Raw genomic sequence first — 26,759 nt, 5'->3', positions numbered from 1 at the left:
AGCAACAGGTGTTTGATTGTTCGTGTCATGTTTGTGCATTAACTGATAAAGAAAAAAGCCTGTTCAGCATTACTGTTGATGGAAAGCTTTGCTTTCTAATGCCTGCACTTTTTGTGCAAGCACTTCGTTTTTCTTATTCAGTTCAATGATATAGAGTGTGAGCTCTTCCACTTTTTCCATGAGCTTTCGGTTCATCTCTCCCAATACAATACCATTTTGTTTTACTTCTGCAGCCGAGGGTATGTTGGGCAAATGTTTGTTCTTTAAAATATTTTGCTCAACTTCTGCAAGGGGCATGAGTTTGTACGCTTCATCAAACACATAATCGGGCCAGGTGGTGCTGTTTTGTACAGTTACCTCTTCTGCCATTATTCTTCCATCTACACTCAATTGATAACCCGTAGCAATACGGGATGAATTATTGCCAATCAGCTGTGAGCCATTGACATGAAATTTTGCGTTAGGCGTATAAGTACCAATGCCGGTGTTGCCCCAGCTGGGTTGCAACACGAGGTAGTTATTGGAAGCACTATTGCTCCATATCACCAACGAAGTATCAGTAGGAAAAACAGCACCGCCAAAAGCAGCTTCATTGGCTGTATAAAAGTTGATGCCAGTGCCACCCATATTCAGCGTTCTTCCATAGCTGGTACCGTTATAGCCAATACCCATTCTGCCATCATCCCGCATTCTCAACAGCGTATCTCCAAGACTATTGCGTAGCATCAGCGTATTGGTACTGCTGGTAGTACCTGCACCAATTACATCTACCCTGCCCAAGGGTACGCCAGGACCAGAAAAACCACCAATGCCCATGTTACCGTTTTGACTAAAGTAATGCCGCGGCGTAATGGTGGTACCACCATCGGTAGTGGTATACCAACGTAGATCCGCTCCAGCACCCGTGGTAGCCATCTGCCATTCGTTGGCTCCATTGTAGCCAAAGCGAATGAGACCGCTGCTGCTCTGTACAAATAAGTCGCCGCCGTTGATGTGCAGCAAATGCGCTGGTGAAGTAGTACCAATTCCTACCTTACCATCGGCTCCAATAGTTAATCTTGGGTTAGCCTGTATGGCCAGGTGCAATTTGCCGGCACTATTGCCAGTACCGGTGCCAAAGTCCACATCGGTTTCTGCTCCCGAATAAGAGCCCCAGTAGCCACGGTATACATCATTTTCGAAGATGCCCATGTACATAGGGGCTGCGCCATTAAACTGAGCCACGTAGCTACTGGTGGTTTTTACATCAAGCCTTGCTGCGGGAGTGTTGGTGCCAATGCCTACATTTTGAGATTTACCAAGGTTGCATACAATCAGCATTACGATTGCAAAGGGTACTTTTTTCATGTTGGTGAATTAGTGTTGGATAAAGAGTGGAAACCTTTTGAAGTGCAATAACAGGTGCGTCTGTTTATTACTTTATCAATGTAGAAACTTTATGTAACAACTAAAAGCAAACTCCCCTGTTTATATTCAGGTCATTCGTAAAATGGTCGATATTTCGATAAATGGCCACTGCCAATGAACAATATTGCTATCCGCTGCCACTTTACCTATTTACATTAAGCACAAGTACAACACCATGCCCAGTTCTCATAAAAAATCATTTTTGCCTCAGAAAACCTGCCTTACCTGCGGCCGTCCATTTACCTGGCGCAAAAAATGGGAAAAGGTTTGGGACGAAGTGAAGTACTGTAGCGATGCCTGCAGAAAGAAGAAAAAAACTTCCAACACCCAGGTGTAGCACTTATGACCATACGCATATTAGTGCCCGCAAAAGCCAGCTAATTTGCCCACCTATTTTGGTGTACTATGGCAAGTCGGTCGCAATCTATTCAACCTCATAATGTGCAACACGGCACAGATGTTTTAAAATGGGTAAAACTCTCATTAATCAGTTTTGCATTGGTGGCATTGGTGGGTGTAATGATGCGTATTAAAATTGGCTGGTCATTTCCGTGGCTCGATCAAAAACAACTGCAGCATGCCCACTCCCATTTTGCATTTGCCGGATGGATAACGCAAACGTTACTCTTACTGATAGCCACCCGTGTGTGGCCTGGCCAACCGGAAGCTGACCAAAGAAAAATGCGCAGAATATTGCTGTATAATTGGATATGTGCCGCCGGTATGCTCATTGCCTTTGCAATGCAAGGTTATGGGGCGGTGTCTATCAGTTGCTCCACTTTGTCTATCGTTGTGTTTTTGTGGGCAGCAGTTTACCTATTTCGTTGGATGCGCCTTGCTACGCCACATCCGGCCTTTGGCTGGCTAAGAGCAGCGCTATGGTTTGGACTGCTGTCAACAGTTGGTACAGCTGCATTGTCTTACATGATGGCCACACATCAGATAACGCAACACAATTATCTGGCTGCAGTGTATTGGTACCTGCATTTTCAATACAATGGTTGGTTCTTTTTTGGGGGCATGGCTTTGTTTAGCTGGTGGCTCACCGACCTTACAACCATTCCGCCCATACCAGCACTAGCAAGGCATTTGCTGGTGTGGAGCTGCCTGCCTGCATTTGGGCTCAGTGTGTTGTGGATGCACATACCACTGCCACTGTACCTGCTGGTAATTATAGCCAGCATTGCACAAGTGGCCGGCTGGGGTTTGATATTGATTCATGTACATAAGTATCGTTTATTACCACAACTGCCAGCCCAAAAAATGCTGAAGCTGCTGCTCATTTGTATAAGCATTGCCGTGAGCATAAAACTGTTGCTTCAATTAGCGTCCGTTATACCGGCAGTCAGCAAGTTGGCATTCGGGTTCAGACCCATTGTGGTGGCGTATCTGCACCTTGTATTGCTGGCTATCATTTCCCTTTTTCTGATGACTTATTTGTATGGCAAGCAGTTACTCTGCCAGCACAAAATGGTACCCAAAGCATTGCTGCTTTTGCTGGCAGGCATTGGCATCAATGAATTAACGCTGGGTATCCAGGGCATTGCATCGCTCCAATATATTGCCATTCCATTTACAAAAGAATTGCTGCTCCTTGCCAGCCTCCTGATGCTTTGCGCCATTGTTTGGCTCGTTGTTATGCAATGCCAAAAATCATCTGCAACGCAGCAATACTTATGATTGCAATCATAACGGCCGCCTGAGGTGCTGAATACATTTGGTAGTAAAACCAAACCAATATGAAAAGAAAATTTGTAATACCTGCACTGCTGATGGCGGTGGCAGTGTACGCCTGCACTTCACCTGCTACCGAGAATGCTGCGGCTACTACGGAAACCGCAGCAACTTCACCCACTACCGGGCAATCAGGTGTACAGGATGATGTATCGAACCCCAACGTAGTGCAAGTGGCGGTGAGCAGCAAAGACCACAGCACATTGGTAACTGCCGTAAAAGCGGCGGGACTGGTAGATGCGCTGAGCAACGCCGGACCGTTTACTGTTTTTGCCCCCACCAATGCGGCGTTTGATAAGCTGCCCAAAGGCACTGTTGAAGATTTGCTGAAGCCCGAAAAGAAAGGCGACCTCGAAAACATTTTAGGGTATCATACATACGTAGGCGTACTTAATGGTGCATTGCTGCAGGACGGATTGGAATACGACATGGTATTTGGTGGTAAAGTAAAAATTACCAAGCAGGGCGACAAGGCATTTGTAAATGGCAAAGAGATTGTAGCCACCATTACAGCCAGCAACGGCGTAATTCACGTAATTAATGATGTGCTGCTGCCGCCAGCAAAATAATGATCGGTTGGATTGTGATAGAACAAAGGGCACCGGTAATTAAACCGTGCCCTTTTTTGTTGCTCTCTTGTAAAAAAGAATGTATAACAATTGCTTATTGATGATGCAATATTTTCAATTGCATCACGGTAGCAATACTGGTAGCCCGCTGTTTGATGGTCTCTGCATTATCACCGGCAAATAACCGATCTACGGTTTGCGAAAATAAATACAACCATTGCTCAAAATGCGCTGGCTCCATGGCCGACTGATGATGCAATTGTTTGTGTCGCTCCATGGGATTGCCCGAATAGCCGCCTGTATGAAAGAGTACATTTTCCCAAAAAGCATACATGATGGGCAAATGCTTTTCCCAGTTGACAGCCACGGCTTCTGTAAAAAAATAACCGATGGTCGCATCTGCTTTTACGGCATCATAAAACTGATTGACCAACCGCTCAATATCTTGCCGGTTGGTAATGTCTGTCCGGTTGTTGGCAGTGTGTAACATAAGCATCAAAGGTCTTTACGTTTGAAAATGCGTAACGAAATCCAGAAAGGCACCAATGCCCAGGCAAGGAGTAAACCAAAGGATAATACAACACCCCATCCGCTGCCAAAATAGTTTTTGAAAATAGCGCCGGTGTAGCCCATCATGGCCGAAGCATCAATCTGCATGAGGTTGAGAATGCGGGCCAAATCCAAGGGACTTGTAGCACTTAACAGCACCATTGGTTTTTCTATAGGATAGTCAGCAAACTGAAACATCAGGAATAGCACCAGTCCATCGAACAATAAAGCGAAATACAACCACAACAAAATAGACACCCCAACGCCTTTGGCTTTATCACGGCTCATAATGGCGGCTAAAAATGCAAGGGCTACAAATATGGCAGACAACAAACAGCCTGTAGCAAACAGTATTACAGCCTGATGAAAATCGGCAAATAAAAAGAGCGGCAAGCCAACTGCCACCGCAAAGGCAATGATGAAACTGATAGACAAACCGCCAAACAAACTCAACCAAATTTGCGGCCGCTTTACAGGCTGGCTCAGCAACAGCTCAATAAACTCAGCACTGTTGTAAATGTAAATGGTAGAAAACAACACAGACACCAGTGGCACTACCAGCAACACAATATTGAGCAATGTGAGTACACCTTTACTGCCGGTGTCTTCCATATTAAAAACCGTCCACGACAACACGGCCATAAGCACAGCATAGGCAATCACAATTCGGTTGCGTAAAATATCTGTCAATACAAATCGTATAATCTTCTTCATGATGCCTGCTCCCGTAAAATGTGAGAAATCGCTTTGGCAATACTGTCTTTACCCGTATCTGCTTTCAGTGCTGCATTCGATTTGTGAAATGCCACCGATCCATCTTGCATAAATACTACTTCAGATACAATATCTTCCAACTCACTCAGCAAATGCGAGGTAATCATCACCAGCTTTTTGCGTTGCATTTCGGCCATGATTTTTTCTTTCAAAATTTCTGCAGCCAAAGGATCGAGCCCTGCTGTTGGCTCATCTAAAATGAGGATGCCCGGATTGAACATGAATGCCAACACTGCACTTACTTTTTGCCGGGTACCACCACTCAAAGTGTTCATGCGTTTGCCTAATAGCTGTTGCATTTTATAGGCTTCGTACAAATCAGTATCCACCGACTTATCTGCTCCACGCAATGTTTGAATGGTTTCAATCACCTGGCCCACATTCATGTTTTCGGGGTAGCGGCCAATCTGCGGCATATAGCCAATATCTGAGCGATATAAAAAATCGCCGGAGATGTCTTTGCCATTCACCAATATGCGGCCACTATCCGGAATTACCATGTTGAGTATGGATTTGATGAGAGTGGTTTTACCACAACCATTGGGCCCAATAAGTGCAATACACTCGCCGCTGTTACAGGTCAAATCCACCTTTTGCAACACCTGCAGTTTTCCAAATTTTTTGCTTACAGCTTCTACACGTATCATAATGGCAGCGGTTTCATTCTCGGGCTTTTATCTATAAACTGTTCGGGGGTAAGGCTGGGAAAAATCTTTTCTGAACGATCGAGGAGGCTTACCAGAAAACTGCGAAACAGCAGCATGGCAGAGGGATTTTTTTCGACAACCACACTGAACATGCTTAATGGCCTGAAAGGCACATCGGAAAATCCATTTCTATCTAAATCGTACCCTTCACATTTATCCCAATAGTTGCTGGCTACTGTGTTGAGCACCACATCGCCATTGGTTCCCATATCAAATGTGTTGGCTATAAAATTATTATCAGTAATGAGGTTGTCCATACAACTGGCTTGCACTTGCATAGCCCAACCATTTTGTACAAACGCATTGCGTTCCATTTTTATCCGGCTGGTACCCTCCATCCAAATGCCAGAAGTATTTTGCCGAAACTGATTGCCCGAAATATAACTGTCTGAAATTTCTTTGAGCAGCAATCCATACGCCGCATCACCCCAGTTTTGCTCAAAGTTGTTGTTCATCATGGTTACCTGCTTGCTGTACATGACCGCCACGCCGGCACCATTGTTTTTAAATGTATTGGTGAAATAACTGTCGTTGTTGGAAAACATAAAATGCAAGCCGTAACGAATATTGCCGGCAGAAACATTGCGCCAGATAACAGAAGCTGTCACAAATTCAAAGTAGATACCATCGCGGTGTCCGGAAATATTATTGCCAATAATTTGCAGGCTATCGCTTTTCCAGCAATGCACTCCATTGCCAATCTGTTGTTCTTCTTTGCCAAAGGCAACAAGGGTATTGTTTTTTATGAGGCAATGTTTACCGTACTGTACATACACACCAAAGAAATTATCGTACAATACATTCCCTTCAATCACCACATAATTGGCTTCCAGAATTTTAATGCCCCCCGGATCATCAAGCGATGCATGCCCCGAGTGTTGCACCCGAAAACCTTTTACAATGGTACTGTCAGCAGTTATCGTCAACACCTCGTATTTATGCTGACCATCTAATTCAGGAAAGTTTTCGCCCAACAACACCAGGCGTTTGTTGACCACTATATTTCCTTCTTTGTACAAACCTGCTGCTACCAAAATAGTATCGCCGGCACGGCTTTGCTTAATGGCAGCTTTAATGCTGTTGATGGCATGCTGCTTCCCCACCCTAATGGTGGCAGCCTGCAATTGGCAAGCCAGCAAAACACACAAAAAGATGCAGCCGTTTTTTTTCATTACTCACTTTTACTCACACTATCCCAAATGGTAACTGCCGCCTGCAATTTAGTTGCTATGGCACCTGCAGCTTCTTTGCTTACAAATGCAGCTGTGTTGCCACGCATGGGGCTATTGAAGGATTCATCTTGAATGTAATAGGCTGTTTTAGCATCAATGAGTTCTTGATGTCCGTTAAAATTACTGACCCACAAGCCGGAAAAAGCTACTTCGTTATGCTCACGTAAATAGGCAGTCATACAGGTAATATCATCAAACTTATACACCCTGCCTTTGGTAGTTTTTACTTCTGCTGCAAAACGAGGATCTGTAATCGTCATTTTGCAGTGACTGCAATTATCGCGGTTGTAGGCAATAGCTTCAGGCTCATTGCTGCTACAGCTTTGCAACAACAGCAACAACATTGTAGCACCTGCCAGCTTTTTATTTAAGAAACGATTAAGTACACCCGCTTCTTTAAGCACAGCTACTAACAACATTGCACCAGCTACAATAAACAACCATCCACCTGTATCGGGTATAGAAAAAGCCCCAAAATTAAGCAGCTGCTTAAAGCCAATCAACGGAGGCTGATAAGCCATGCCCGGCACAATGATGGCTGCATTGGGATCGAGGTTGTGACCATAGTCGTATTCCCAACGCCAAAAGTCAATCATAGCAACCACACCAAAAATTACAAAGGCAAAAAATACAATTTGCAACAACTTTCGTTTACCAATAGCTGCAGCTAACAATGCGGCTAATGCAAAGGCGGCAATGATGTACGGCAAAACTGTAAACTCTACAAAGTTTTCAGCATGCAAGGTTTGCATACCTATATAGTGGTTAAGGCCATTGATAATGTCTACATCGCCACCCAGTTTATGCGGAAAAATTTGCAACGCCAACCCTTCGGGGTATTGAGGTGCATCGAGTTCGATACGCCACATGGGCACGAACAAAGAAATGACCAACGCTATTCCTGCCAAAGCACTTAATACTCTCGACAACGGACTAATACCAGTCTTTTTCATATCACATTTTTTAAAAATAAAGGGAACAGGCACAGTTGATAAATGCCTGTTCCCTTTTAAAAAATCAACGCACTTATCAGGTTACTTCTTCGTTTCGGCAGGCTTGTTGGTGCCTACGCTATACGTAAGTGGCACATTGCTTCCTGCTGGTGAAACCCTTATGTATCCTTGCATTTCCTGGTGCAATGCACTACAGAAATCGGTACAGTACATGGGGAACATACCTACTCTGTCTGGCACCCATTTCAGGGTGGTTGTTTCGCCAGGCATAATCAGCAATTCTGCATTGGCGGCACCTTTTACAGCAAAGCCGTGTGGCACATCCCAGTCTTGCTCCAGGTTGGTTACGTGGAAGTAAACTTCATCACCCAACCTTACACCTTCAATATTATCTGGTGCAAAGTGTGAACGGATGGAAGTCATGTACACATGTACTTTATTTCCTTCCCGAACCACTTTTGCTTCTCCTTCACCTTTAGCGGCATAAGGGTGTTTGTTGTCGGCAATTTTGTAAATTTTTAATTGCCCGTTATTCTTTATAATATCCGCTGATGCAGCTTGTGCATAGTGTGGCTCACCAATGGTAGGAAAGTCAAGAATCATTTGCATTTTTTCGCCACTGATATCGTACAACTGTGCACTCTGCGCCAACTCTGGACCTGTTGGCAGGTAGCGGTCTTTGGTGATTTTGTTGTAAGCAATCAGGTATTTGGGATTTGGTTTGCGAGTATTGCCACCGGGGATACACAAGTGACCAACAGAATAGTAAGTAGGCACACGGTCTACCACTTTCAGGTCCTTGATGTTCCACTTCACTACTTCAGAAGAAACGAAGAATGATGTGTAGGCATTGCCTTTACCATCAAACTCGGTATGCAATGGTCCCAGGCCAGGCTTCTGCACTTCCCCATGCAAAGCCGCTTCATATTTCACTACAGGAATGCCTTCGTATTCGCCATCATAAGCCTTGTCGGCAATGGCTTTTTGAAGTTTATCAAAACTAAACACAGGAATTAACGCAGCCAGTTTGCCGCTACCTACAATGTATTCGCCGGTTGGGTCTACATCACAACCGTGTGGCGACTTAGGACAAGGAATGAAATAGCAGATGTCTTTCAACTCAGCTACGTCCAACACTGTTACTTCAGTTTTAATTTCTGACTTGGCAGTATGAGTGGCTTCATCCCACTTGTTGTGAGCATACTTCACTTTTACTTTTTTACCCTTGCCAGCTTTCAGGTACTCTTCGGCTTTTTTCCAGTTTACAGCCAAAATGAAATCCTTATCCCGCTGCGAAGCATTTACCTCCAGCAAAGTGTTGGCTTGCTCTGTGTTGTAGCAGCTGAAGAAGAACCAGCCATGCGATTTGGCTTTACCGGCACGGGCCAGGTCAAAGTTTACACCGGGTGTTTTCAGCTGAAAAGCGATGTCCATTTCGCCATTCTCTTTGTTTACACTTACAAAGCTGATGTGGCCTTTAAAGTTTTGCTTGTAACTATTGATGGGCACATCACCATTTACATCGTCAGGAGGAACGCTAAAGCGGGTACCAGCCACAATGTATTCAGAGTTTTCGGTACCAAAAGGTGAGCTGTGGTTGCCGCCGCTGTTGGGCAGTTCAATGATTTCAGCCGTCTTGAATGTTTTCAAATCAATACGGGCCAGGCGAGGCGTGTTGTTTGCATTTCCAAACACCCACTTGCCATCAATTTCACCATTGGTTTGGCTCATTTCTACGTGGTGCAAATCATCCCAAGGTACAAATCCGTGAGACGTGTTGAGCATAGGCTTGGTTTCTTCGCTGTAGCCCCAACCCTTTTCTGGATCAACAGAGAAAACAGGAATAACCCGCATAAGTCGGCCACTGGGCAAACCGTACACACTCATTTGGCCACTAAAGCCACCCGAAACGAAATTGTAAAACTCATCGTGCTTACCTGGTGCTACATAAGCTTTTGCAGCGGCATCGCCACCTACGGCACTGCCTGCATTTTTGGGTTTACATGCCTGAAAACCCAGCGCCAGCATTGCCGTTGCCAGCAATGGGAGTTTGAAATACTTGGTTGTTGTTTCCATATTGGAGGGGGATTAAAGTCGTTCGCTTATTTGGCACCATCGTTTTGGCGCATGAACTCCAGAATCTGCTTAGCATCATCTTCGGTAAGGTTCTGATTGGGCATACGCACCAGACAGAGTTCCAGTTGAGCCTGCACTTCGGGATCCTTGTCAATCATAGGATCGGGATTGGTAATGAAGTTGAGAATCCAGTATGGAGCTTTGCGGGTAGTAATCCCTTTCCAACCGGGGCCCACCAATCTTTCATCGGTAGTTTTGTGGCAAGACAGACATTTTGTTTCGGCAATCGCTTTGCCTTTGGTAGCCAAAGCAGCATCCAACGCACCCAGCTTCGTGTTTTCTTCACTAAACTTTCCTTCGCCACGCTTGGGGTCGTAAGAAGAAGCATCTGCTACCATACTTTTAGGTGCAGCAGTTTCGCCGGTAGTAGTTGCAGCAGGCTCGCTACTGCCACCGCCACATGCCACCAACAATACAACAGCAGTGGCAGCGGCAAATAGTACAAATGATTTTTTCATGTAGATTTCGTTTTGTTTTCAAAAGTAAAATGGGCATTTCCGGGCCATTATGATTGCAATCATAATGGTGCCTTTATCTCATAAGCGGCTACCAAACAAGTGCAAATGCCACTCCAACATCCGGCAAACTTTCATACTCCGGAATTGCCCACCTTTGTTACTCAGCAATTCATACTGACCTATGTTTTTCCTTCAATCGGCTGCGGCAGGCAATGGACCCATACTAAGCATAGAAATGCTACTGAGCTATGGTGCTGCCTACAAACAGGTAAAAAAGGGCGAACTTATTTTTCGGGAAGGACAGCAAGCCATTTTTTTTTATGTAATAGAAGCGGGTAAGGTTAAAATGTATAATGACACCGAAGGCGGCAAGGAATTCATTCAGGGCTTTTTTAGCTCCGGTGAAAGTTTTGGAGAGCCCCCAGTGATAGCAGGCAAAACCTATCCGGCATCGGCAATGGCCATGGAAAATGCCACCCTGTTGCGCCTGTCGAAAGACAATTTTATCATGCTGCTCAAAGAAAATCCGGAAGTGCACATCAGCTTTACGCAGCTGCTGGCCAACCGCCTGATGGCCAAGTCGAACAACATGAAAGACCTGACCAGCTATGGCCCCGAGCACCGCATACTCAGCCTGCTGAAGCAATACAAAAAACACTGTGGCTGCCCCGAGCAAGAGCAAATGCAGGTAAACCTTACCCGGCAAGAAATAGCCGATATGACAGGCCTGCGGGTAGAAACCGTCATCCGCACCATGAAGGCCATGGAAGAAAAAGGCGAACTCACCATTGCCAATCGAAAAGTGCTTATTTAAATCAGTATTGCCGCCATTCATCCGGCACAAAAGCCTTTAACCATTTATTTACGAAGCTTGTCGTATAATTGTACTTTCTTTCATTTTCAGAAGTATCATTACTTATGGCAAAGCAACTGAGCAATAAACCCACAGAAAGCGAACTGGAGATTTTGCAAGTGCTGTGGCAGCGGGGCAACGCCACCGTACGTGAAGTGCACGAAGAGCTGGCTGCCGTAAAAGATGCCGGCTATACCACCACCCTGAAGCTGTTGCAGATTATGCACGACAAAGGCCTGGTAACCCGCGACGACAGCAGTAAAACGCACATATACCAACCCAATGTAAGCAAGGAAAAAACGCAGCAGCAAATAGTGGGTAAAATGATGAATACCTTGTTTGAAGGCTCGGCCAGCCAACTGGTAATGAGGGCACTGGGCACAGCCAAACCCTCTAAAGAAGAACTGGACGAAATACAACGCCTGCTGGACAGCATGAAGTAACCACCTGTAACGAACGCACCACTATGCTCACCAACCAAATCAATACTTATTTGTACGCCATTGGCAACGGCATGCTGCACAGCATTTGGATTGCCGCCTTGCTCTTGCTGGCTTATCTGGCCATCACCCGCATTTGGAAACTATCGGCAAGCAGCAAATTCACTTTAGCAGTTGTTGCCAATGGCATAGTATTGGCCTCTTTTTTCTTAGTCATATTTACACGCACTGCTACGTATCAAGATGTTTGGACATTGCCTATGGCTGCACAAACATGGCTGCAAACTGCACTCCAAATTGTACGCATACAACTCATACCCATATTGGCCGCAGCCTATTGTATAGTAAGTGTGGGCATGCTATTGCGCCTGGCTATGGGCTGGCACAACATCAGCTATATGCGCCAGCACAACTTGCAAAAACCTGCAGTAGACATCCGGCTTTTTGTACAAGAAAAAGCACAATGGCTGCACATACAACAACCAGTAAAAGTTTGGTTAAGCAACCACATTAGCAGTCCCATGACCGTTGGCTTTTTAAAGCCGGTAATTTTGCTGCCGGTAGCCATCGTAAACCAACTTACACCAGCACAGGTAGAAGCTATTTTGATACATGAACTGGCACACATCAAGCGGTACGATTACCTCATCAATATTGGTTTGCAAATAGCCGACAGCTTCTTATTCTTCAATCCATTTGCCAAACAATTGTTGAAGATTGCGTATGCAGAAAGAGAATACAGTTGCGATGACTGGGTGCTGCAATTCAACTACGATAAACAGCTGTATGCACAAGCACTGCTCAACATAGGCAAAGCCAGTTTGCAGCCTGCCATGGCCATGGGATTGGCCAACAAAAAACATGGTTCGTTGTATCAACGCATTTGCCGCTTGGCAGGTATACAAACAGTGGGTGGACTTGCCTACAGCCAATACATTGGTCGCAGTATTTCATTGCTTTTGGTAATCGCTATCATCAGTATTGCAACGATTGAAAACAGGCAAGTGGCAAAAAGTAACAGTGAGCAATTGGCTCAACACAAAGAAGCCGTAATAGAACTGAAGTATGTACAAATGGCATTTGACTGGATGTTTGGCAATAAGGCAGCACCACTGAAAAACACAGCTGCTAAACCATTATCAGAATACACTACCATTGAAGAAACGCCTGCAACATTTGCAGCGATTGCCGACACGCATGAAGAACCAGCAACTATTCCCATGTTTGCCGTGGCCAATAATAATCATGAAGCAATTGTAGCAGACCTTTTACCCGATTTGCCTGCTGATGTAGCGCATGCCAACCAACAGGTGGCAGAGCTGGAAGCGTTGGGAGCGGAATTAGCGCACAGAGAAGCCGTGCTACAACACGAAATGGCCAGAAAAGAGGCTGTGCAGCAACAAGCCAAAGCTGCACAGCAAGAACTGGCACAGTTGAACAAGTGGAAACAATGGTTGAAAACTGTGTTGCTCGAAAACAAACACTCCATTGAAGCGTTGGAACAAGCCAAGGTATTGGAGCAGCACCTTGCAGTAGCTTCATTGAAAAAAGCGACTTATCCTGCTGTCAAACAACAAGAAGGATATACAGTGTTTGAAACACCAGACCTTTCTGTATCACTTAATGAAAACGAAGACCTGATTATTGCCCCAAAGAAACCTTTGGTTAAGCCTTTGGCACCTGTTTTGAAGATGGATAGCCTGCAATTCAAGCCTGCCAAACCCAGAAGGATTATTGCCCTTTAAGCAACATTTTTTGACGGCGAATGATGCTGAACTTCACCAATGTGTGTACCGCACCAAGCAGCAGCATAGATGTGATAGCAAACCAGCATTGCGTGGTTGCATCTCCATTTTTCCATACAAAATAAATACCGGCATTCAGGAGCAATTGAATGCTCATGTACAGCGCTGAAACTGCCACATGCGGCCATTGGGCCTCATTGGCCAGGTATTGAAATAAATGCTGGCGGTGAGCTTCAAAAATATTTTCCCGCTTCATCAATCGGTGTACGATGGTTAGTACGGTGTCTACACCATACACTCCAAACAGCAAAATAAACAACGGATTTCCTGTGGTAAAAATGAGCAGCATCACCGGAAAAATAAGAGAGAAAGCCATGCTGACACTGCCCACATCGCCGACAAAGCACAATGCTTTTTTACGAAAGTTCATGTATGCAAATACCAATGCTCCTGTAAGTAAAGCATACAGGTATTGTACATCTATAAACGAAACCTCCTGATGTAAGAAAATAAGGGTCAGCAACATGATGATAGCATACCCGCTGGTGATACCATTGATGCCATCCATGAAATTATAGGCATTGATTACCCCAATACTTAGCACAAAAAGGATGGGCAACAACCAATATGGCAAACTCATTTCATTTACCTGAAACAACAGCAACGATACAGCTGCAAAATGCACGGCCAGCCGGAGTTTGCGGGATTGATGTTTTAAATCATCGGCAAAACTAATAACAGCAATTAGGGTGAGCCCTGCTATAAAAAACAAGTATGGAAAACCATGAATAACTGAATACAACAATAAACTGACAGGAAAAATAACCCCACCACCCCGAACTGTAATACGTGTGTGACTACTACGCTGGTTGGGTTTGTCAATGATATTCAGTTTATCGGCCATACGCAGATAGGCCGCAGCCACCAGGCATAGCACCAGCAACAACAACAGATTTTCTATCAGCAATTCACTCATGCAATCATTTTTTTAAGAATCGGTTTATACAAGTGTCGATTCCAGCACTGGCTTCGGCAACCAGCCAAATGCGGCTTTTGCTTTAGCATCATTAAAAGTGAGTGTGGCTGTAATTTTGCGAAGCTTATCGCAATTAATAGGTGCCCGGCTGCCTAAAAAATTACCGGCGAATGCAGCAGGCAATGCCACCCAAGAAGGAAGATTGCCCGGCGGATTGCAATGCAACTGTTTCGCTATAACGGTAGCGAGTTCTGCAAAGCTGGGATGAAAACCGTCAGTAAGATTATACACGCCACCAACAGCCGCAATCTTAGGTATCCAGTTGGCCACATCTTCAGCAAGTACTACACTTTTACGGGCTTTGCCTTCTGATATATTAAAGTAACGACCAGTGCGAATGCCGTTCACCATTGCACCCAAATTACCGGGAGCATTTCGACCTGCTACCAATGGCAATCGCAGCATACTCAATCGAATATTTTTGTGGTCGCACCATTGCTGTAACCATTGCTCTGCTTGTATTTTACTCAACGCATAAGGCGTTTTACCTAGCAATGGATGGTCTTCATTAATGTCTGTTCCCTCATCTCTTCCATAAACGGCTACTGTGCTTATAAATACAAATTCCTGAGGCAATGAAGCAGCATTTTCCAATGCACTACAAAGCCTTTTCGTGCCCTTCAGGTTGACATCAAAGAAAGCTTGTGCTTCTGCATCGGTTGAAGGCACCATGTGGGCCTTGCCCATGGCATGTACTACCAAATTGGCATTGATATTACTAAGGTCTGGCACACTAACGGCGAGGTCGCATTCTATAGAGCTGGAACGGTGGCGGCCTAAGGTTGACACATGCCAGTTTTGCTGCGTAAATACATCTACGATATACTTGCCTAAAAATCCGGATGCTCCGGTGATTAAAACATGATTCATACCGGTAACAATTTATAAAGAACGAAGCAATACGGCTGGATTACCGGCATATACACCCGGTTCAGTAATATCTTTTGTAACCACACTGCCTGCTCCAATAACGGTATGGCTGCAAATACGCACCGGCAGTATGGTAGCATTACTACCAATGCTTACATGATCTTCTATCATGGTTGTTTTCCATTTGGATTGATCGCCTCCTGCAGGCTTTCCGTCAGTAAACAAATCATTTACAAACATGACCCCGTGACCAATAAAGCAATGATGCCCAATAGTAACTCCTTCACATATAAAACTGTGGCTTTGCACTTTGCAATGAATGCCCACCACAACGCCCCGTTGCACTTCGGTGAAGGGCCCTATAAAGCTGTGGCTGCCTATCACACAATCATACAAATTGACCGGAGCAATGATGGTTACATTTTCTCCGAGTTGAACATCTCTCACGCCAGATTGATGCATGGTATAAGCCATAGTACAAAAATTTACAATGAAGTGTGCTTTACGGTTTCTTCAACCTTCAAACACTGCTTCATTTTACGAACAAACAATTCAGCACCTGCCTCTCTGCTAAAATTACTACGTATGCGGATGGCATTGTTTTTATAAAACTGATACAAATCATGATTGTATTTCAACTGCTGAATAAAATCACAAATAGCCGACACTTCATCATTGTCGAATGCTTTACCCACCTGATAAGTATCGAGCAATTCACCACCTTCACTTTTAGGTGTGAGCACTGTTGGAATACCTACACCTATGTATTCGCTTACCCTTACAGGTATGGATCTTGCACTAATTTCATCATCGGTTCTGAAAGACAAACCCACATGGGCTTTTTGAATGATCTTAGCAAGTTCTTCATTATTCAACCTTCCTTTGAATTCAAGATTATTGAGGCCGGCTTTCTTAAATACTTGCTCCTTCGAGCCGGAGCCTATTGCAATACAGTGGAAGGTTTCTCCTCTATTGTTCAGCTCTCTTACAACTTCCACCAATAGCTCTGGATTCTGAAATTGTCCAATGTTGCCATGGAATGCCAACGTGAATTTTTCTTCCTTATCAGCGACTGGAATGAAAAGCTTGCCATTGAAACCATTTTTAATCAATTGCACATCAGCCTTCTTGCCTGTATTTTGAATGTAGCCAACTAATAACGGCGTAACCGTACTCGTAAACAAGGAATTGTTATAGCAGTATTTACTAACCCTAAACAACAGCTTAAATACCCATCCGTTTCTACTAATAAAACCAGAATTGGCATATACCAAAGGGTAGATATCTCTTACATCAAAAACATAGGGCTTGCGAGAAAAAAAGCACCCGAGTGCCACCATACACGATACAATAAATGGAGGGCTCGAAATGATTACTATCTGTCTTGGGGCCACTAATACTTTAAGAAACAACTCGGTTCCCAACAAGAGTTCCTGCATAAACCGCACATAAGGTTTTGTCCGGTTATCAGGTGTACTGAAAAAGTTTGGTATAACACCGGCCTGCCCTTTTGAACCTTTGTCTGTGTGAATCGTAATGCTGAATTTTCCAGCATCATTCAGCGCATCAACCCAAGGCTTCATTCGCAGTGATGTAGCATGGCTAGATGGTGTATACCAGTCTACCACAAATTTTACTTTCGAAGGTTCATTGCTGCGTAGCTGCTTCTCTCCCAACTGCACAGCCATTCTTTTTGCCCATGTGTTTTTATATGCCTCCTTTATCGCTTGAAGCATATCGGTTGCACACTTATCTCTGCTAAATACTCCGGCAGCCAATACTCTTGCATTGTTGGCGTCATTATTTCGGCGCTGTTCATCATCCAAATAAATGCACATCGCCGCTATCATATCCTCCGGCGCATCGGGCAACACGGTAATGCCAGCCTTGTGCTCTTCCAACATTTCCTTTATCCAACCTTGTGTAGTTTGAACAATGGGAACACCCGCAGCAAATGCATCAAACATTTTATTGGGTGATACAGTATTGAGTACAGGCACATTTTTAAAACAAACTACGGAGCAAACTGCATGTGTAAGCAGCGGAGCAAGTTCAGTTTTAGGTATGAGTCCTAAAAAAATAACGTGCTCAAGTTGATGTTCCTTTTTATAGGCTTCCATCATACTTCGCTCAATACCATCACCTATAATTAAAAACACTACATCCGGATACTTTTTAGTATCGAGCAATCTTGCGGCTTCCATTATTTGCATGCAATGATCCATTACACCCAATGAACCTGCATACACAATTAAACGCTTGTTGCTGTATGCGGCAGGCTTGGGTGCGTTTGCAAAAGGAGCAAAGAACTGGGTATCACAGGCATTGGGCACCACCACAATATTGCTGTATTGAAAACGGTTGTAGATATCCGCTTTCATGCCTTCGGAACAGGCCACAATAAGATGGGCATTTTTATAGCACAAATGCTCAAACCAATACGATAGCCTGATGAGCAATTTATTCTTCAACACCCCAAGCTGCACCGATCCTTCGGGCCACATATCCCGCACCTCAAATACAAATTTTTTGCGCCGTATTTTTTTGGCCACCAACCCTAAAAAACCAACGGTGATAGGCCCCGAAGAAGCGACAGCCACATCGTAACGCAACCGAAAAACATAATAAACAGCAAGCACGATGTATTGCAAAAACCGAACAATCCGCTTTAGTGTACTTTCCTTATTGGACTGTGGCACATTGAGTACAATGACGTCAATACCATCAATGGCAAAATGCTGCCGCCACCCTTTAAACGCTTCAATATCGCTTTTATCATATGGCGATGTAATGACGGTTACTTCATGCCCCTCATCTACCCAGCGGCGACACATCTCATACACACGTGTACTCCATCCACCCTTAGTAGTGCCGAAGTATTGGTAGAAATAGATGATTCGCAGTTTTTCTGAATGCATAGTAAGGTGCTATTATTTACAATGAAGGAAGCTGAAGTAATTCGCCTACTTTATAATCGTCTGCATTGTTTAAGAAAGGTCCATGGCCCCCCTCGGGGAACATGGTAATTTCGCCAAAGAAAATGCGGTCATCGTGTAAGTACAAATCCACCCTGGCAAACAAAAAATCTTTGCTGAGTTTTCTTACCACTTCCAGCATTTCGTTGAGCTGTGCTGGCTTGGGCACCTCTTCTTTGGCAATGGCATAACAAATACTAAAATCAAGTTTCTGCCAGTTAGTATCGTAATAAGCTCTTTCGTGATTGGTGAAGCGGCCAATATCAATTTGTACAAAAGCAGGCTCTCCGTTGAAACAGAAAAACTTATAATCCTCAATATTGAACCGCAGAAAAGACTCACACAAAATGGCCGGGGGAATGTTTTTATACTGATACTCACGGCTGAGGTAAAAAGCATTGTAACCTAACCAGCGGTTGAATTTTTTGCGTGTCAGTGCAATATCTAACGTTTGCTTATTGGTGCACACCACATTCCATCCAGAGCCATGATTTGTTTTCAACACAAACTTTTCTGGCAATTGCTCAAAAGGAATTTCGGCTGCTGTATTGTACACGCCCAACACGGGTATCAGATATTGCTCACCTATTTTTTCCTTTACATATTCCCGCACTGCTACCTTATCCGCCACCAATGTACCCAAAGGGTTTTGGTGATGCATCTTCAGGTAATTGAGCTTCTCGTTGAAAGAAAGTGGCTGCTCCAGATTCATGTCGTAAAATGGAGCATTAAATCTTTTGAAAGTGAGGTAAGTGGTAAGAATATGGAAATGCTTATCTGGTAGCAATATGAATACATACCGGCAAAGCAAATAGTAAATATGGCGTAGGAAATCTTTCATGTGCTTGAACTTACTTTTCCGAATACTGGTCAATTAATTGATGATACTTGTCCGCTATCTTTTTCATATTCACTTCGTAATTAGCATACGATTCAATAAAATCACGGTTATCATTCACTGCCTTTGATAATACTTCGGGTTGATGATAGAGGGTAATAATTTTTTCAGCTAATGCAGCACTGTCGTTTACAGGAATCAGTTGACCGTTATCACCATTGCGAACCCAATACCTGTTGCCAGGCAAATCTGTTACTAGCGGATAACAGCCTGCGGCCATGGCTTCAAACAGGGAAGCACTCACTCCTTCGGTCATGGGCATGCTCACATAAAAGGTGCTGCTGGCCAAATAAGCAGGCAAATCATGGTTGTGAATGCGGCCCAGAAATTTCACGTCTTGCTGTAAACCCAAATCGGTTACATACGCTTCTAATTCCTGTCGCAACACGCCATCGCCAACGATGAGCCATTCCAGTTGTATCCCTGCTTTTTTGATGCTGGCCGCTGCATCAAAAATAACTTTGTGGCAGTACACCCATGTAAGACTTCTGGTAACAATAACCCGCACGGGCTGCTGTTGCTTTTGTGCGATTGTGGTGAACTGAAACTTGCGCAAATCAATACCCTTCGGCATCACCATCACTTTTTGCATATCCGTTCCTACTCGTTGCATGTGTTCTGCCATCACAGGCCCCCATGCATGCAGCACATCGACATTGGTAAATGCTTTGCGTTGCAACCGCTTTTTTATAGGAATCATGATAGAACCAACAGGAAACAAATCGGTAACACCTTGCTGTGCCACGGCTATAGGATGCACACCACTAACAGCAGCAAGATATCCATAGCTGGTGGTACGTTCTGCAATCACCATGTCTGGTTTTTCTTGCCTTATTTTTCTCCGCACCTGCAAAGGGCCAATGAATAAGAACTCCAAAAAGCGAAAGATTTTTTTCCAGCCGCCGCCCTCTCCTTTCAATTCATAACTTACTATGTCGAAATCGCCAAACTCTTTCAGGCCATTGATCCACGTTTGTGCATCAGCCCGATAGACTTCTCCCAAAAACAATATTTTTCTTTTACCCGTCATTTGCTTGCTTCTACTTTATAAGGTCAGGTTTTTACAATAGCGTTGTATACTTTCAACACTACTTCAATAGCAGCTTCTTCCGAAAAAAACTTGTGTACATGCTTTTGCAAACGAGTTGCTTTATTAGCCGCTTCATCAGGATGCGTTAATGCATACAACATATTATCGGCCAACTCCTGCGGATGAGCAGCAGGTACTATCCATCCACTCTCCCTGTTTACCACAGCGGCACTCTGCCCCACATCGGTACATACAACCGCACAACCAGCAAACCCGTATTCAATAAGCGTTAATGGCAGCCCTTCACTGGATGAACTCAGCACAGCAAGATCTGCTATATTGTAATAGGCGAAGGGATTGGGCTGAGCTCCCATCAAGAATAAAGTATTTTGCAAACCAGCTGCTTCAATTTTCGCTTTTAGCGAATCTTTGTAAGCTTCGTCTTTGCCAGCACCAATGCAATACACTACTATATCCGGCAACTTTTGCACCAGCAATTGTACAGCAGCAATTAAATTTCCATGATCTTTTTGCGGCCGCAAATTGGCACTCATTACAATTACTTTTTTATCCTTCGGCTTGGCTACCTGCTGCGCAGGCGTAACCTGTAACGGTACCGAAAAGTTGTACAATAACTGTATGTGATGCGGATTTACATGCAAGTGTTTTTGTGCATTCTCTACCAACTGCTGAGATACACAAAACACATAATCGAATAACGGAGAAAACATTTTGTACGGATAGTTACGTTTGCCATCGGGCCGAACGGGTAATCCATAGTGGTCGTGCCAAATCAACATGAAATTGGAAAATGGCTCGAGGATAGCAGGGTATAAAAACGAAGTGGAATGCGCATGAACCACATCTACATTATTACGGATAAAATATTTGCGTAGCCGAAACAATGCTTTGATATCCAGCGGACCTTTTTTATTAAGTACCAGCAATTGTACTCCGGGTGCTATCCGCTGTCGCAAATCGCCGTCAGCATGGCGGGTAACCACCAAATGCGCCGTCACTCCCTCCACCCGGCTCAAAGCGTTGGCCATATTCACCGCTACTACTTCGGCACCTCCTGTGTCAAGACTATCAATAATGTGTGCTACAACCATGGAAATTGAATGGGCAATTTGGTTGCAATATTACGCTAATTGGGCAACCAGCCTTTGGCTCTTAATACATTGAGCTTTTGCCGGAACCATTGCTCCAATTGGTAATGGTTGGGATAATCCAAAATCGACTTGACCGGGGCGGCCATCATGGCATCGAATTGCGCCTCAGTAATGCCCAGTTTTTTAATCACAAACAGCCGGTCGCGGTGGTTTTGCAGCTCCGGTTGCTGCGGTTGCTGCAACGTGGCCAACGCCTCTTCCCTGCTCACTTCACCCGTACTCATCATGAGGCAGCTGAGGTGAGCTTTTCGCTTATCAATCCCAAACTTTTTGGGCAAGATGTACGACTGAAAAAAACGAGTATAAATCGATTCGTGATGCTTGCCTTCGTAGGGCCGGTAGCCCAGTTTTTCCTGAATAATGGCCATCGCCTCGTCTTTGCGAAAGGGCACATAATTGAGGATGCCCACATTTTTAATGCCTAGCACCAGGTTGTAATACAAAAAACGAGCTACGGATAAATGCGGCAAATGCCGGATGGACTTACTGCCAAATTGCTGTTGCACCGAACGAATGTATTTCCAATCCAAATGGCCCCTTGCCCAGCTGGGGGGCAACATGCCCTCGCTGCGAAAATTCATGCCGGATAAAATGTATTGCACACCAAACCTGGCGGCCACTTTGTATAGGGTAGCGAAAATGATATGGTCGGTGGGAATTTCGGCATCGGGTGTTGATGCTTGCAAAAACGACCATTGCAAATCTCGAAAGGTTTCCCAATCGAGCACTTCGGTATACAAGTCTATTTGTAAATGCTGCAGCAGTCGTTCAATGTTTTTTACTGCCAGTTCACTGTTCCAGCCATTGTCGAGATGCACTGCCAACGGCCGCAGCCCCAGTTCTTTTACCAACCAGGCCACGTAGGTGCTATCCACGCCACCACTCACCCCAATGATGCAATCGTATTGTTTTCCCTTGCCGGCGTTTTTAATGGATGAGACAAGCTTCTCCAATTGTTGTTTGGCCAGCTCCGGTTCGGGCACCCGTATTTTTAGTTTTTGTGTAAATGCATGGTAGTAATTGCATACGCCATCCGCATCGAACCGGATATCCGGATCGGCGATGTTGTCCATTACTGTTTTGCTGCAAATTTGATAGGCCATGCTATTGGTCAAATGTACGGCGTAGCGTGGCTGCATCGGGATAGTTGATGAGCACGGCTTTGTGCGGCCCGTAGTAAATAAACATAGAACCTGCGGCAAATGCCTGCATGCCCGACTGCACAGCCAATTGCTGCATGTGCTGCAAGCTGCCAGCACCGCCACAAGCAATTACAGGAATGCTGACTGATGACGCCAAATGTTGCATTATTTCCACCGGATAACCTTGCATCATCCCATCGGTACCAATGCTGTGGAGCAGCAATTCTCCGGCGCCTTGGGCTTCACATTGTTGGCAAAAGTCTAGCGGATGTATGCCCGTAGCCCGTTGGCCATTGTGGCTGTACACCTGCCATTTGCCCCATATATTTTTCTTGAAATCAACCGAAGCAATCACCGTAGAAGCACCGAAGCGTTTTGCAATTTGAGAGAGCAGTTCTGGATGTGTAAACAGGGCCGCATTCAACACCACTTTTTCTACGCCCAACCGCAATAGCTGCGCTACATCTTCCACCGAAGTAATGCCGCCACCATAGGTTAATGGCATGAAGACTTCGCTGGCCAATTGTTCTATCAACTCAAACTGAATTCTTTTTTTAGCTGTGGCTTCAATATCGAGCACCACCAGTTCGTCTACTTCTTTATCGTTGAATAATCGGACGGCATTCACTACATCGCCCACATAGCGTGGCTGCTTGAATCGAATGGTTTTTACCATCCCCATTTTACCCAACAATAGTACCGGTATTACTCTTGTTTGCAGCATGCTTACAGGTTGATGAAGTTTTGATACACCTGCATCCCAAAACGATGACTCTTTTCGGGATGACATTGAAAACCCATGAGGTGATGCTGCGCTACAACGCTGGTAAAATCAGCTCCATAATGTGTGATGCCCGCTACAAACGGCGCATTTGTTTGTTGCACAGCATACGAGTGTACAAAGTAAAATCGATTGTCTTCTGCGGACAGATTATTGAACAATGAAAAGCCGGGTTGTGCAAATTGAATATGATTCCAACCCATGTGCGGCACCCGCATTTTTTTATCACTGAATTGAAATTTTGTAACCACGGTATCAAACCAACCTAAGCCCTGCAGTTGGCCTTCCTCGCTGCCGGCACACATGAGCTGCATGCCGAGGCAAACGCCCAGCACAGGCTTGCGATGCTCTATAGCAAATGCCTGCAACGGAGCCAGCAAATCCTTTTGCCGGAGTTGCTTTATAGCTGTATCATAAGCACCAACGCCGGGCAAAATCAACTTGTCACAAGCTTGCATTGCTGCAGCGTCGCTCACCAGCATACAACTACCCTGCAAGTATTCAATCATGTTGACGATTGAACCAATATTGCCCATATCGTAGTTTACAATGCCAATCATGAAACAGTGCGTTGTTGTGTTAGTTGCGCATACAAATTGTTGAGCTGATGGCCAATGAAAGCATGCGTTACTGGTTCTATACATTGCCGGCCATTGCTGCGTTCATTGGCTTGCAAGATAGTCGCTATGGCAGCTACAAAATCTTTTACATCGAAGCCTTTGATAGCAACACTATGCGTTACGCCTGCCAGCCTTTCTTCCGCATCGCCTACTGCTGAAGCTACTACCGGGCAGTTGCAAGCCAGTGCTTCTTTCAACGAATTATTCGACCCTTCGTGCAAAGAAGGCAGCAGTAACAAATGTGCCGCATTATAATACAATGGCAGCTGCTGGTGAGGTACCTGTTGCACCCGCAGCATTTCTACAGTTGGAAATTGTTGTTGCACTGCTTGCAGTACTTCTTCAGCAAATGGCGCATTCTTTACCCGGTTGCCATTGTCGAAAAAAAGGATGTATTGTTTTGCTTCATCCCAACCCAACAGGCGTTTGGCTTCCTGCATAGGCATGGGGGAAAACAAACTATCATCAATACCTTCGGGGATGACATGCGTTTTATTGTACAAAGCCGGCGATAAACGGCTCTTCATTTTTGCCGACATCAATACCACTGCGTTAGCCCGAATGGCCGCCAACCGGCTGGTCCATTGCAGCAGCCAGCCTTTCCAAGATGATTTGCCTGCTGTATTGTAAGTGCCCATCAAATCGCTGCCCAACAATGACAAAACATAGGGTGTTTTGCCCGTGGCCTTGCTCATCATCCACGCAGCGGGGCCACCCCAAAACTGGTGTACGATATCAATGTTTTGTTGTTGTATAAATTGTTGCAATGCATTGGCCTGCTTTTTCAGCAGCCAGATATTTTGGCGTTGTACAATATGCCGTATTTCTATATGGCTATTATTGCCCAAAGCATGCTGCAAAGCCGCAATCGTCTGCAGGTTATTGACAAATTCCAGCCGGTCAAACACATGCGTTTGCCCCAGCAAATCTTTGCCAGGCAACTGTCTATCTGCCGGCAGTTCGTTGGGGGCATATACTTTTCCGGTGAGTAATATGAGTACCTGCATTAGCGAAACACTTTTGCAATGGTACGCAAATGCCAGGCGGCTTCTTCACTCGTTTGCCAAATTTGCTGCACAGCAGTATCAGGCATAAAACTGAGTGCTGATGGCAAATCGATTTTCAGTGTATTGGTGGCGCTGTTGTTTCCATTACGAAGCGCATTGATTTGCCGCAACGCATTTTTCAACCAAACCGGACCACTCCTGAATTGCTCTTGCAACCACTTTTGCGCAGCAAATCCAACACTGCCCAACCGATAGCCATTAGCATCGGGTATGGTTTGTAAGGATGCATCCAACTCCTGCATAAATGCATGATAGAAGCGGTATCGCTTTTTATACTCATCGGGCACTTGCATGGCCATTTGCACAAATACAGGATGATAAAACGGCGTGGTACTCCACATGAATAACCGGTTGCGGTCTTCGCCTTCAAAGTAGGCCCGGCGGGCCCTTTCGCTCAGTACAAAATGTATGCTGCGGTCGTTCATGCTGTGCTCGGAATACGCCGCCACGCATTCATACACCGACTGTGCCAATTCATCGCGGTGCAGTCCGGCCGCCTTTGCCGCCAACGCCGCTGGCACAATGGTATGTCGTACCAATAGCTTTTCCACTAAATCATCCAACGATGTCGGAGCTGTTGGTTCGCCGAGGTAAGGCAACATTTTATCGCCGCCATCTCCCGTAAGCATGATGTGTTGCGGATAGGCCGCAGCAACCTGTTCGAGATACGGTTTGATGAACGCCATGCCAGCGTAATTGAAACCCGCTTTGGCATGTATCAGCCAATCATCTTCGGTGGTGGGAGCTACTGTAAATGCCTGCCACGGTACACGGTACTGTGCAGCCAACTGCTCCGCTATCATGGCATCTGCAAAACCTTGGCCCATAGTAAAAGAAGATGCAGACAAATCTGGCGTTGCTTTTACAAAACCCGCCAGCACGGCCCTTGCATCTTGCCCACCCGACAGCGACACATGCCAATGTGGATGAGCAGCCGCCATCTGCTGGCAAACGGACAAAAATTGTTCGGCCAATGCTTTGGCCTGTACCTGCATCGGCGCTGTATTACGGGCGCTGTAATTGGCTATTATTTGGTTTAATACCTGATGCTTACCTGTTTGTTTTTCTATCAGCCAAATACTTCCGGGCGGCACTACTTCCAATTCTTTATACATGCTGGTGCTACCCAATGCATAGCCTGCCCATAAGGTTTGTGCAATGCCAACGGGGTTGGGCGTCAGAGAAATTTGTTGGCGAAGTGTTGTCAGATTTCTGCCCATGAATAACCGGCCGTTTTGCCGGCAGGCATACACGGGTAATCTTCCCTGTATATCATTGAAAAAAAGATTGGATTCGGGTGTTTCTATCCAGCAGGCAAACTCGCCGCCAGCATGTTGAAGCGCAGCCATCTCGGAAAGCAATGAGTTTGCATCTGCTAACGCTAATGTATGTGCTAATTTTTCCAACAACTCTTTTCTTGCTTCATTGTTCTGGCAGCTAAAGCCATTCCAATAAATGGTGCCAATTCCTGATTGAGGAAAAATATAAGTGCTCCTGTAAATGCTGTCTGCTTTATTAAACCCGATGCCATCGGGTTGTTCAGCAGCAATGCTCGCTTCCAACAAAACAAATCCGGGTGCTGCCATTTTGCATACAGTTTTCAGCACAAAT

General features: G+C 45.0%; 26 protein-coding genes. 6 read left to right on the top strand and 20 right to left on the bottom strand.

The features are described 5' to 3' along the window. Positions 1 to 69: 69 nt before the first annotated feature. The gene (locus tag V7Q13_RS10085) at positions 70 to 1,347 is read right to left on the bottom strand and encodes a hypothetical protein (RefSeq protein WP_333800560.1); all 1,278 of its coding nucleotides are present in this window, start codon (positions 1,345 to 1,347) and stop codon (positions 70 to 72) included. A gap of 235 nt (positions 1,348 to 1,582) precedes the next feature. Between V7Q13_RS10085 and V7Q13_RS17430 the strand changes: the two genes are divergently transcribed. The 3 genes from V7Q13_RS17430 to V7Q13_RS10075 all read left to right on the top strand — a co-directional run bounded on the left by V7Q13_RS17430 (position 1,583) and on the right by V7Q13_RS10075 (position 3,710). After that, the gene (locus V7Q13_RS17430) at positions 1,583 to 1,744 is read left to right on the top strand and encodes a DUF2256 domain-containing protein (RefSeq protein WP_442958255.1); all 162 of its coding nucleotides are present in this window, start codon (positions 1,583 to 1,585) and stop codon (positions 1,742 to 1,744) included. A 104-nt stretch (positions 1,745 to 1,848) separates the two neighbouring features. After that, positions 1,849 to 3,087, top strand: a complete 1,239-nt coding sequence (locus tag V7Q13_RS10080) for a hypothetical protein (protein ID WP_333800559.1) — start codon at positions 1,849 to 1,851, stop codon at positions 3,085 to 3,087. Between the two features lie 59 nt (positions 3,088 to 3,146). Then, positions 3,147 to 3,710, top strand: a complete 564-nt coding sequence (locus V7Q13_RS10075) for a fasciclin domain-containing protein (RefSeq protein ID WP_333800558.1) — start codon at positions 3,147 to 3,149, stop codon at positions 3,708 to 3,710. A 94-nt stretch (positions 3,711 to 3,804) separates the two neighbouring features. Here the strand turns inward: V7Q13_RS10075 and V7Q13_RS10070 are convergent, their stop codons facing one another. The 7 genes from V7Q13_RS10070 to V7Q13_RS10040 form a co-directional block, all read right to left on the bottom strand. Then, positions 3,805 to 4,200: a group III truncated hemoglobin gene (locus V7Q13_RS10070; RefSeq protein ID WP_333800557.1), complete on the bottom strand. Its 396-nt coding sequence runs from the start codon at positions 4,198 to 4,200 to the stop codon at positions 3,805 to 3,807. A 5-nt stretch (positions 4,201 to 4,205) separates the two neighbouring features. Then, entirely contained in the window at positions 4,206 to 4,973 is a 768-nt protein-coding gene (locus V7Q13_RS10065; protein WP_333800556.1) for an ABC transporter permease subunit, read from the bottom strand. After that, the gene (locus V7Q13_RS10060) at positions 4,970 to 5,680 is read right to left on the bottom strand and encodes an ABC transporter ATP-binding protein (RefSeq protein WP_333800555.1); all 711 of its coding nucleotides are present in this window, start codon (positions 5,678 to 5,680) and stop codon (positions 4,970 to 4,972) included. The genes V7Q13_RS10065 and V7Q13_RS10060 overlap by 4 nt, the downstream gene beginning before the upstream one ends. Continuing rightward, entirely contained in the window at positions 5,677 to 6,912 is a 1,236-nt protein-coding gene (locus tag V7Q13_RS10055; protein WP_333800554.1) for a nitrous oxide reductase family maturation protein NosD, read from the bottom strand. The genes V7Q13_RS10060 and V7Q13_RS10055 overlap by 4 nt, the downstream gene beginning before the upstream one ends. Next, positions 6,912 to 7,925, bottom strand: coding sequence for a nitrous oxide reductase accessory protein NosL (locus V7Q13_RS10050; protein WP_333800553.1), 1,014 nt, complete (start codon positions 7,923 to 7,925; stop codon positions 6,912 to 6,914). Before V7Q13_RS10050 ends, V7Q13_RS10055 begins: the two co-directional genes overlap by 1 nt. Before the next feature lie 81 nt (positions 7,926 to 8,006). Continuing rightward, positions 8,007 to 10,001 carry a Sec-dependent nitrous-oxide reductase gene (gene nosZ / locus V7Q13_RS10045; RefSeq protein WP_333800552.1) on the bottom strand — a complete coding sequence of 665 codons (1,995 nt, stop codon included), beginning with the start codon at positions 9,999 to 10,001 and terminating at the stop codon, positions 8,007 to 8,009. A gap of 26 nt (positions 10,002 to 10,027) precedes the next feature. Further along, entirely contained in the window at positions 10,028 to 10,519 is a 492-nt protein-coding gene (locus V7Q13_RS10040) for a c-type cytochrome (RefSeq protein ID WP_333800551.1), read from the bottom strand. 181 nt (positions 10,520 to 10,700) lie between these two features. On the opposite strand from V7Q13_RS10040, the gene V7Q13_RS10035 reads away from it, so the two are divergent. The 3 genes from V7Q13_RS10035 (at position 10,701) to V7Q13_RS10025 (ending at position 13,557) form a co-directional block, all read left to right on the top strand. Further along, a complete protein-coding gene (locus V7Q13_RS10035; RefSeq protein ID WP_333800550.1) occupies positions 10,701 to 11,333 on the top strand; it encodes a Crp/Fnr family transcriptional regulator in 633 nt (210 codons plus the stop codon). 104 nt (positions 11,334 to 11,437) lie between these two features. Further along, positions 11,438 to 11,815 (top strand): BlaI/MecI/CopY family transcriptional regulator, encoded by a 378-nt coding sequence (locus tag V7Q13_RS10030; RefSeq protein WP_333800549.1) that lies wholly within the window; start codon positions 11,438 to 11,440, stop codon positions 11,813 to 11,815. Between the two features lie 23 nt (positions 11,816 to 11,838). After that, positions 11,839 to 13,557, top strand: coding sequence for a M56 family metallopeptidase (locus tag V7Q13_RS10025; protein WP_333800548.1), 1,719 nt, complete (start codon positions 11,839 to 11,841; stop codon positions 13,555 to 13,557). Here the strand turns inward: V7Q13_RS10025 and V7Q13_RS10020 are convergent. Genes V7Q13_RS10020 through V7Q13_RS09965 form a run of 12 tightly spaced genes read right to left on the bottom strand, consistent with a single transcriptional unit; the run spans position 13,544 to position 26,734 of the window. Beyond that, the gene (locus V7Q13_RS10020) at positions 13,544 to 14,533 is read right to left on the bottom strand and encodes an MraY family glycosyltransferase (protein ID WP_333800547.1); all 990 of its coding nucleotides are present in this window, start codon (positions 14,531 to 14,533) and stop codon (positions 13,544 to 13,546) included. The two genes, V7Q13_RS10025 and V7Q13_RS10020, sit on opposite strands and share 14 nt — an antisense overlap. A gap of 24 nt (positions 14,534 to 14,557) precedes the next feature. Further along, positions 14,558 to 15,463 carry an NAD-dependent epimerase/dehydratase family protein gene (locus V7Q13_RS10015; RefSeq protein ID WP_333800546.1) on the bottom strand — a complete coding sequence of 302 codons (906 nt, stop codon included), beginning with the start codon at positions 15,461 to 15,463 and terminating at the stop codon, positions 14,558 to 14,560. Between the two features lie 12 nt (positions 15,464 to 15,475). After that, entirely contained in the window at positions 15,476 to 15,937 is a 462-nt protein-coding gene (locus V7Q13_RS10010; RefSeq protein WP_333800545.1) for an acyltransferase, read from the bottom strand. 11 nt (positions 15,938 to 15,948) lie between these two features. Then, positions 15,949 to 18,381 (bottom strand): glycosyltransferase, encoded by a 2,433-nt coding sequence (locus V7Q13_RS10005; RefSeq protein ID WP_333800544.1) that lies wholly within the window; start codon positions 18,379 to 18,381, stop codon positions 15,949 to 15,951. A gap of 16 nt (positions 18,382 to 18,397) precedes the next feature. Then, entirely contained in the window at positions 18,398 to 19,279 is an 882-nt protein-coding gene (locus V7Q13_RS10000; RefSeq protein ID WP_333800543.1) for an ATP-grasp fold amidoligase family protein, read from the bottom strand. A gap of 10 nt (positions 19,280 to 19,289) precedes the next feature. Then, positions 19,290 to 20,366 (bottom strand): glycosyltransferase family 4 protein, encoded by a 1,077-nt coding sequence (locus tag V7Q13_RS09995; RefSeq protein WP_333800542.1) that lies wholly within the window; start codon positions 20,364 to 20,366, stop codon positions 19,290 to 19,292. 23 nt (positions 20,367 to 20,389) lie between these two features. Continuing rightward, positions 20,390 to 21,478 (bottom strand): glycosyltransferase, encoded by a 1,089-nt coding sequence (locus V7Q13_RS09990; protein WP_333800541.1) that lies wholly within the window; start codon positions 21,476 to 21,478, stop codon positions 20,390 to 20,392. A gap of 35 nt (positions 21,479 to 21,513) precedes the next feature. Further along, positions 21,514 to 22,641 (bottom strand): N-acetyl sugar amidotransferase, encoded by a 1,128-nt coding sequence (locus V7Q13_RS09985; RefSeq protein WP_333800540.1) that lies wholly within the window; start codon positions 22,639 to 22,641, stop codon positions 21,514 to 21,516. Position 22,642: 1 nt separating this feature from the next. Then, positions 22,643 to 23,404, bottom strand: a complete 762-nt coding sequence (locus tag V7Q13_RS09980; protein ID WP_333800539.1) for an AglZ/HisF2 family acetamidino modification protein — start codon at positions 23,402 to 23,404, stop codon at positions 22,643 to 22,645. A gap of 2 nt (positions 23,405 to 23,406) precedes the next feature. Beyond that, entirely contained in the window at positions 23,407 to 24,021 is a 615-nt protein-coding gene (gene hisH / locus V7Q13_RS09975; protein ID WP_333800538.1) for an imidazole glycerol phosphate synthase subunit HisH, read from the bottom strand. Continuing rightward, the gene (locus V7Q13_RS09970) at positions 24,018 to 25,088 is read right to left on the bottom strand and encodes a glycosyltransferase (RefSeq protein ID WP_333800537.1); all 1,071 of its coding nucleotides are present in this window, start codon (positions 25,086 to 25,088) and stop codon (positions 24,018 to 24,020) included. The genes hisH and V7Q13_RS09970 overlap by 4 nt, the downstream gene beginning before the upstream one ends. Continuing rightward, complete coding sequence (locus V7Q13_RS09965) at positions 25,088 to 26,734, bottom strand: hypothetical protein (RefSeq protein ID WP_333800536.1); 1,647 nt, start codon at positions 26,732 to 26,734, stop codon at positions 25,088 to 25,090. The genes V7Q13_RS09970 and V7Q13_RS09965 overlap by 1 nt, the downstream gene beginning before the upstream one ends. Positions 26,735 to 26,759 lie beyond the last annotated feature (25 nt).

Source organism: Phnomibacter sp. (genome assembly GCF_036803085.1).
Lineage (GTDB): Bacteria > Bacteroidota > Bacteroidia > Chitinophagales > Chitinophagaceae > Phnomibacter.
The sequence above is the reverse complement of the archived record's forward strand: the minus strand, read 5'-3'. Positions and strand labels throughout refer to the sequence as shown.

What these genes read in the sequence shown, in the direction of transcription:
- V7Q13_RS10085 (WP_333800560.1), bottom strand. Translation starts at nt 1,347, where the DNA reads ATGAAAAAAGTACCCTTTGCAATCGTAATGCTGATTGTATGCAACCTT.
- V7Q13_RS17430 (WP_442958255.1), top strand. Translation starts at nt 1,583, where the DNA reads ATGCCCAGTTCTCATAAAAAATCATTTTTGCCTCAGAAAACCTGCCTT.
- V7Q13_RS10075 (WP_333800558.1), top strand. Translation starts at nt 3,147, where the DNA reads ATGAAAAGAAAATTTGTAATACCTGCACTGCTGATGGCGGTGGCAGTG.
- V7Q13_RS10070 (WP_333800557.1), bottom strand. Translation starts at nt 4,200, where the DNA reads ATGTTACACACTGCCAACAACCGGACAGACATTACCAACCGGCAAGAT.
- V7Q13_RS10065 (WP_333800556.1), bottom strand. Translation starts at nt 4,973, where the DNA reads ATGAAGAAGATTATACGATTTGTATTGACAGATATTTTACGCAACCGA.
- V7Q13_RS10060 (WP_333800555.1), bottom strand. Translation starts at nt 5,680, where the DNA reads ATGATACGTGTAGAAGCTGTAAGCAAAAAATTTGGAAAACTGCAGGTG.
- V7Q13_RS10055 (WP_333800554.1), bottom strand. Translation starts at nt 6,912, where the DNA reads ATGAAAAAAAACGGCTGCATCTTTTTGTGTGTTTTGCTGGCTTGCCAA.
- V7Q13_RS10050 (WP_333800553.1), bottom strand. Translation starts at nt 7,925, where the DNA reads ATGAAAAAGACTGGTATTAGTCCGTTGTCGAGAGTATTAAGTGCTTTG.
- nosZ (WP_333800552.1), bottom strand. Translation starts at nt 10,001, where the DNA reads ATGGAAACAACAACCAAGTATTTCAAACTCCCATTGCTGGCAACGGCA.
- V7Q13_RS10040 (WP_333800551.1), bottom strand. Translation starts at nt 10,519, where the DNA reads ATGAAAAAATCATTTGTACTATTTGCCGCTGCCACTGCTGTTGTATTG.
- V7Q13_RS10035 (WP_333800550.1), top strand. Translation starts at nt 10,701, where the DNA reads ATGTTTTTCCTTCAATCGGCTGCGGCAGGCAATGGACCCATACTAAGC.
- V7Q13_RS10030 (WP_333800549.1), top strand. Translation starts at nt 11,438, where the DNA reads ATGGCAAAGCAACTGAGCAATAAACCCACAGAAAGCGAACTGGAGATT.
- V7Q13_RS10025 (WP_333800548.1), top strand. Translation starts at nt 11,839, where the DNA reads ATGCTCACCAACCAAATCAATACTTATTTGTACGCCATTGGCAACGGC.
- V7Q13_RS10020 (WP_333800547.1), bottom strand. Translation starts at nt 14,533, where the DNA reads ATGAGTGAATTGCTGATAGAAAATCTGTTGTTGTTGCTGGTGCTATGC.
- V7Q13_RS10015 (WP_333800546.1), bottom strand. Translation starts at nt 15,463, where the DNA reads ATGAATCATGTTTTAATCACCGGAGCATCCGGATTTTTAGGCAAGTAT.
- V7Q13_RS10010 (WP_333800545.1), bottom strand. Translation starts at nt 15,937, where the DNA reads ATGGCTTATACCATGCATCAATCTGGCGTGAGAGATGTTCAACTCGGA.
- V7Q13_RS10005 (WP_333800544.1), bottom strand. Translation starts at nt 18,381, where the DNA reads ATGCATTCAGAAAAACTGCGAATCATCTATTTCTACCAATACTTCGGC.
- V7Q13_RS10000 (WP_333800543.1), bottom strand. Translation starts at nt 19,279, where the DNA reads ATGAAAGATTTCCTACGCCATATTTACTATTTGCTTTGCCGGTATGTA.
- V7Q13_RS09995 (WP_333800542.1), bottom strand. Translation starts at nt 20,366, where the DNA reads ATGACGGGTAAAAGAAAAATATTGTTTTTGGGAGAAGTCTATCGGGCT.
- V7Q13_RS09990 (WP_333800541.1), bottom strand. Translation starts at nt 21,478, where the DNA reads ATGGTTGTAGCACACATTATTGATAGTCTTGACACAGGAGGTGCCGAA.
- V7Q13_RS09985 (WP_333800540.1), bottom strand. Translation starts at nt 22,641, where the DNA reads ATGGCCTATCAAATTTGCAGCAAAACAGTAATGGACAACATCGCCGAT.
- V7Q13_RS09980 (WP_333800539.1), bottom strand. Translation starts at nt 23,404, where the DNA reads ATGCTGCAAACAAGAGTAATACCGGTACTATTGTTGGGTAAAATGGGG.
- hisH (WP_333800538.1), bottom strand. Translation starts at nt 24,021, where the DNA reads ATGATTGGCATTGTAAACTACGATATGGGCAATATTGGTTCAATCGTC.
- V7Q13_RS09970 (WP_333800537.1), bottom strand. Translation starts at nt 25,088, where the DNA reads ATGCAGGTACTCATATTACTCACCGGAAAAGTATATGCCCCCAACGAA.
- V7Q13_RS09965 (WP_333800536.1), bottom strand. Translation starts at nt 26,734, where the DNA reads ATGGCAGCACCCGGATTTGTTTTGTTGGAAGCGAGCATTGCTGCTGAA.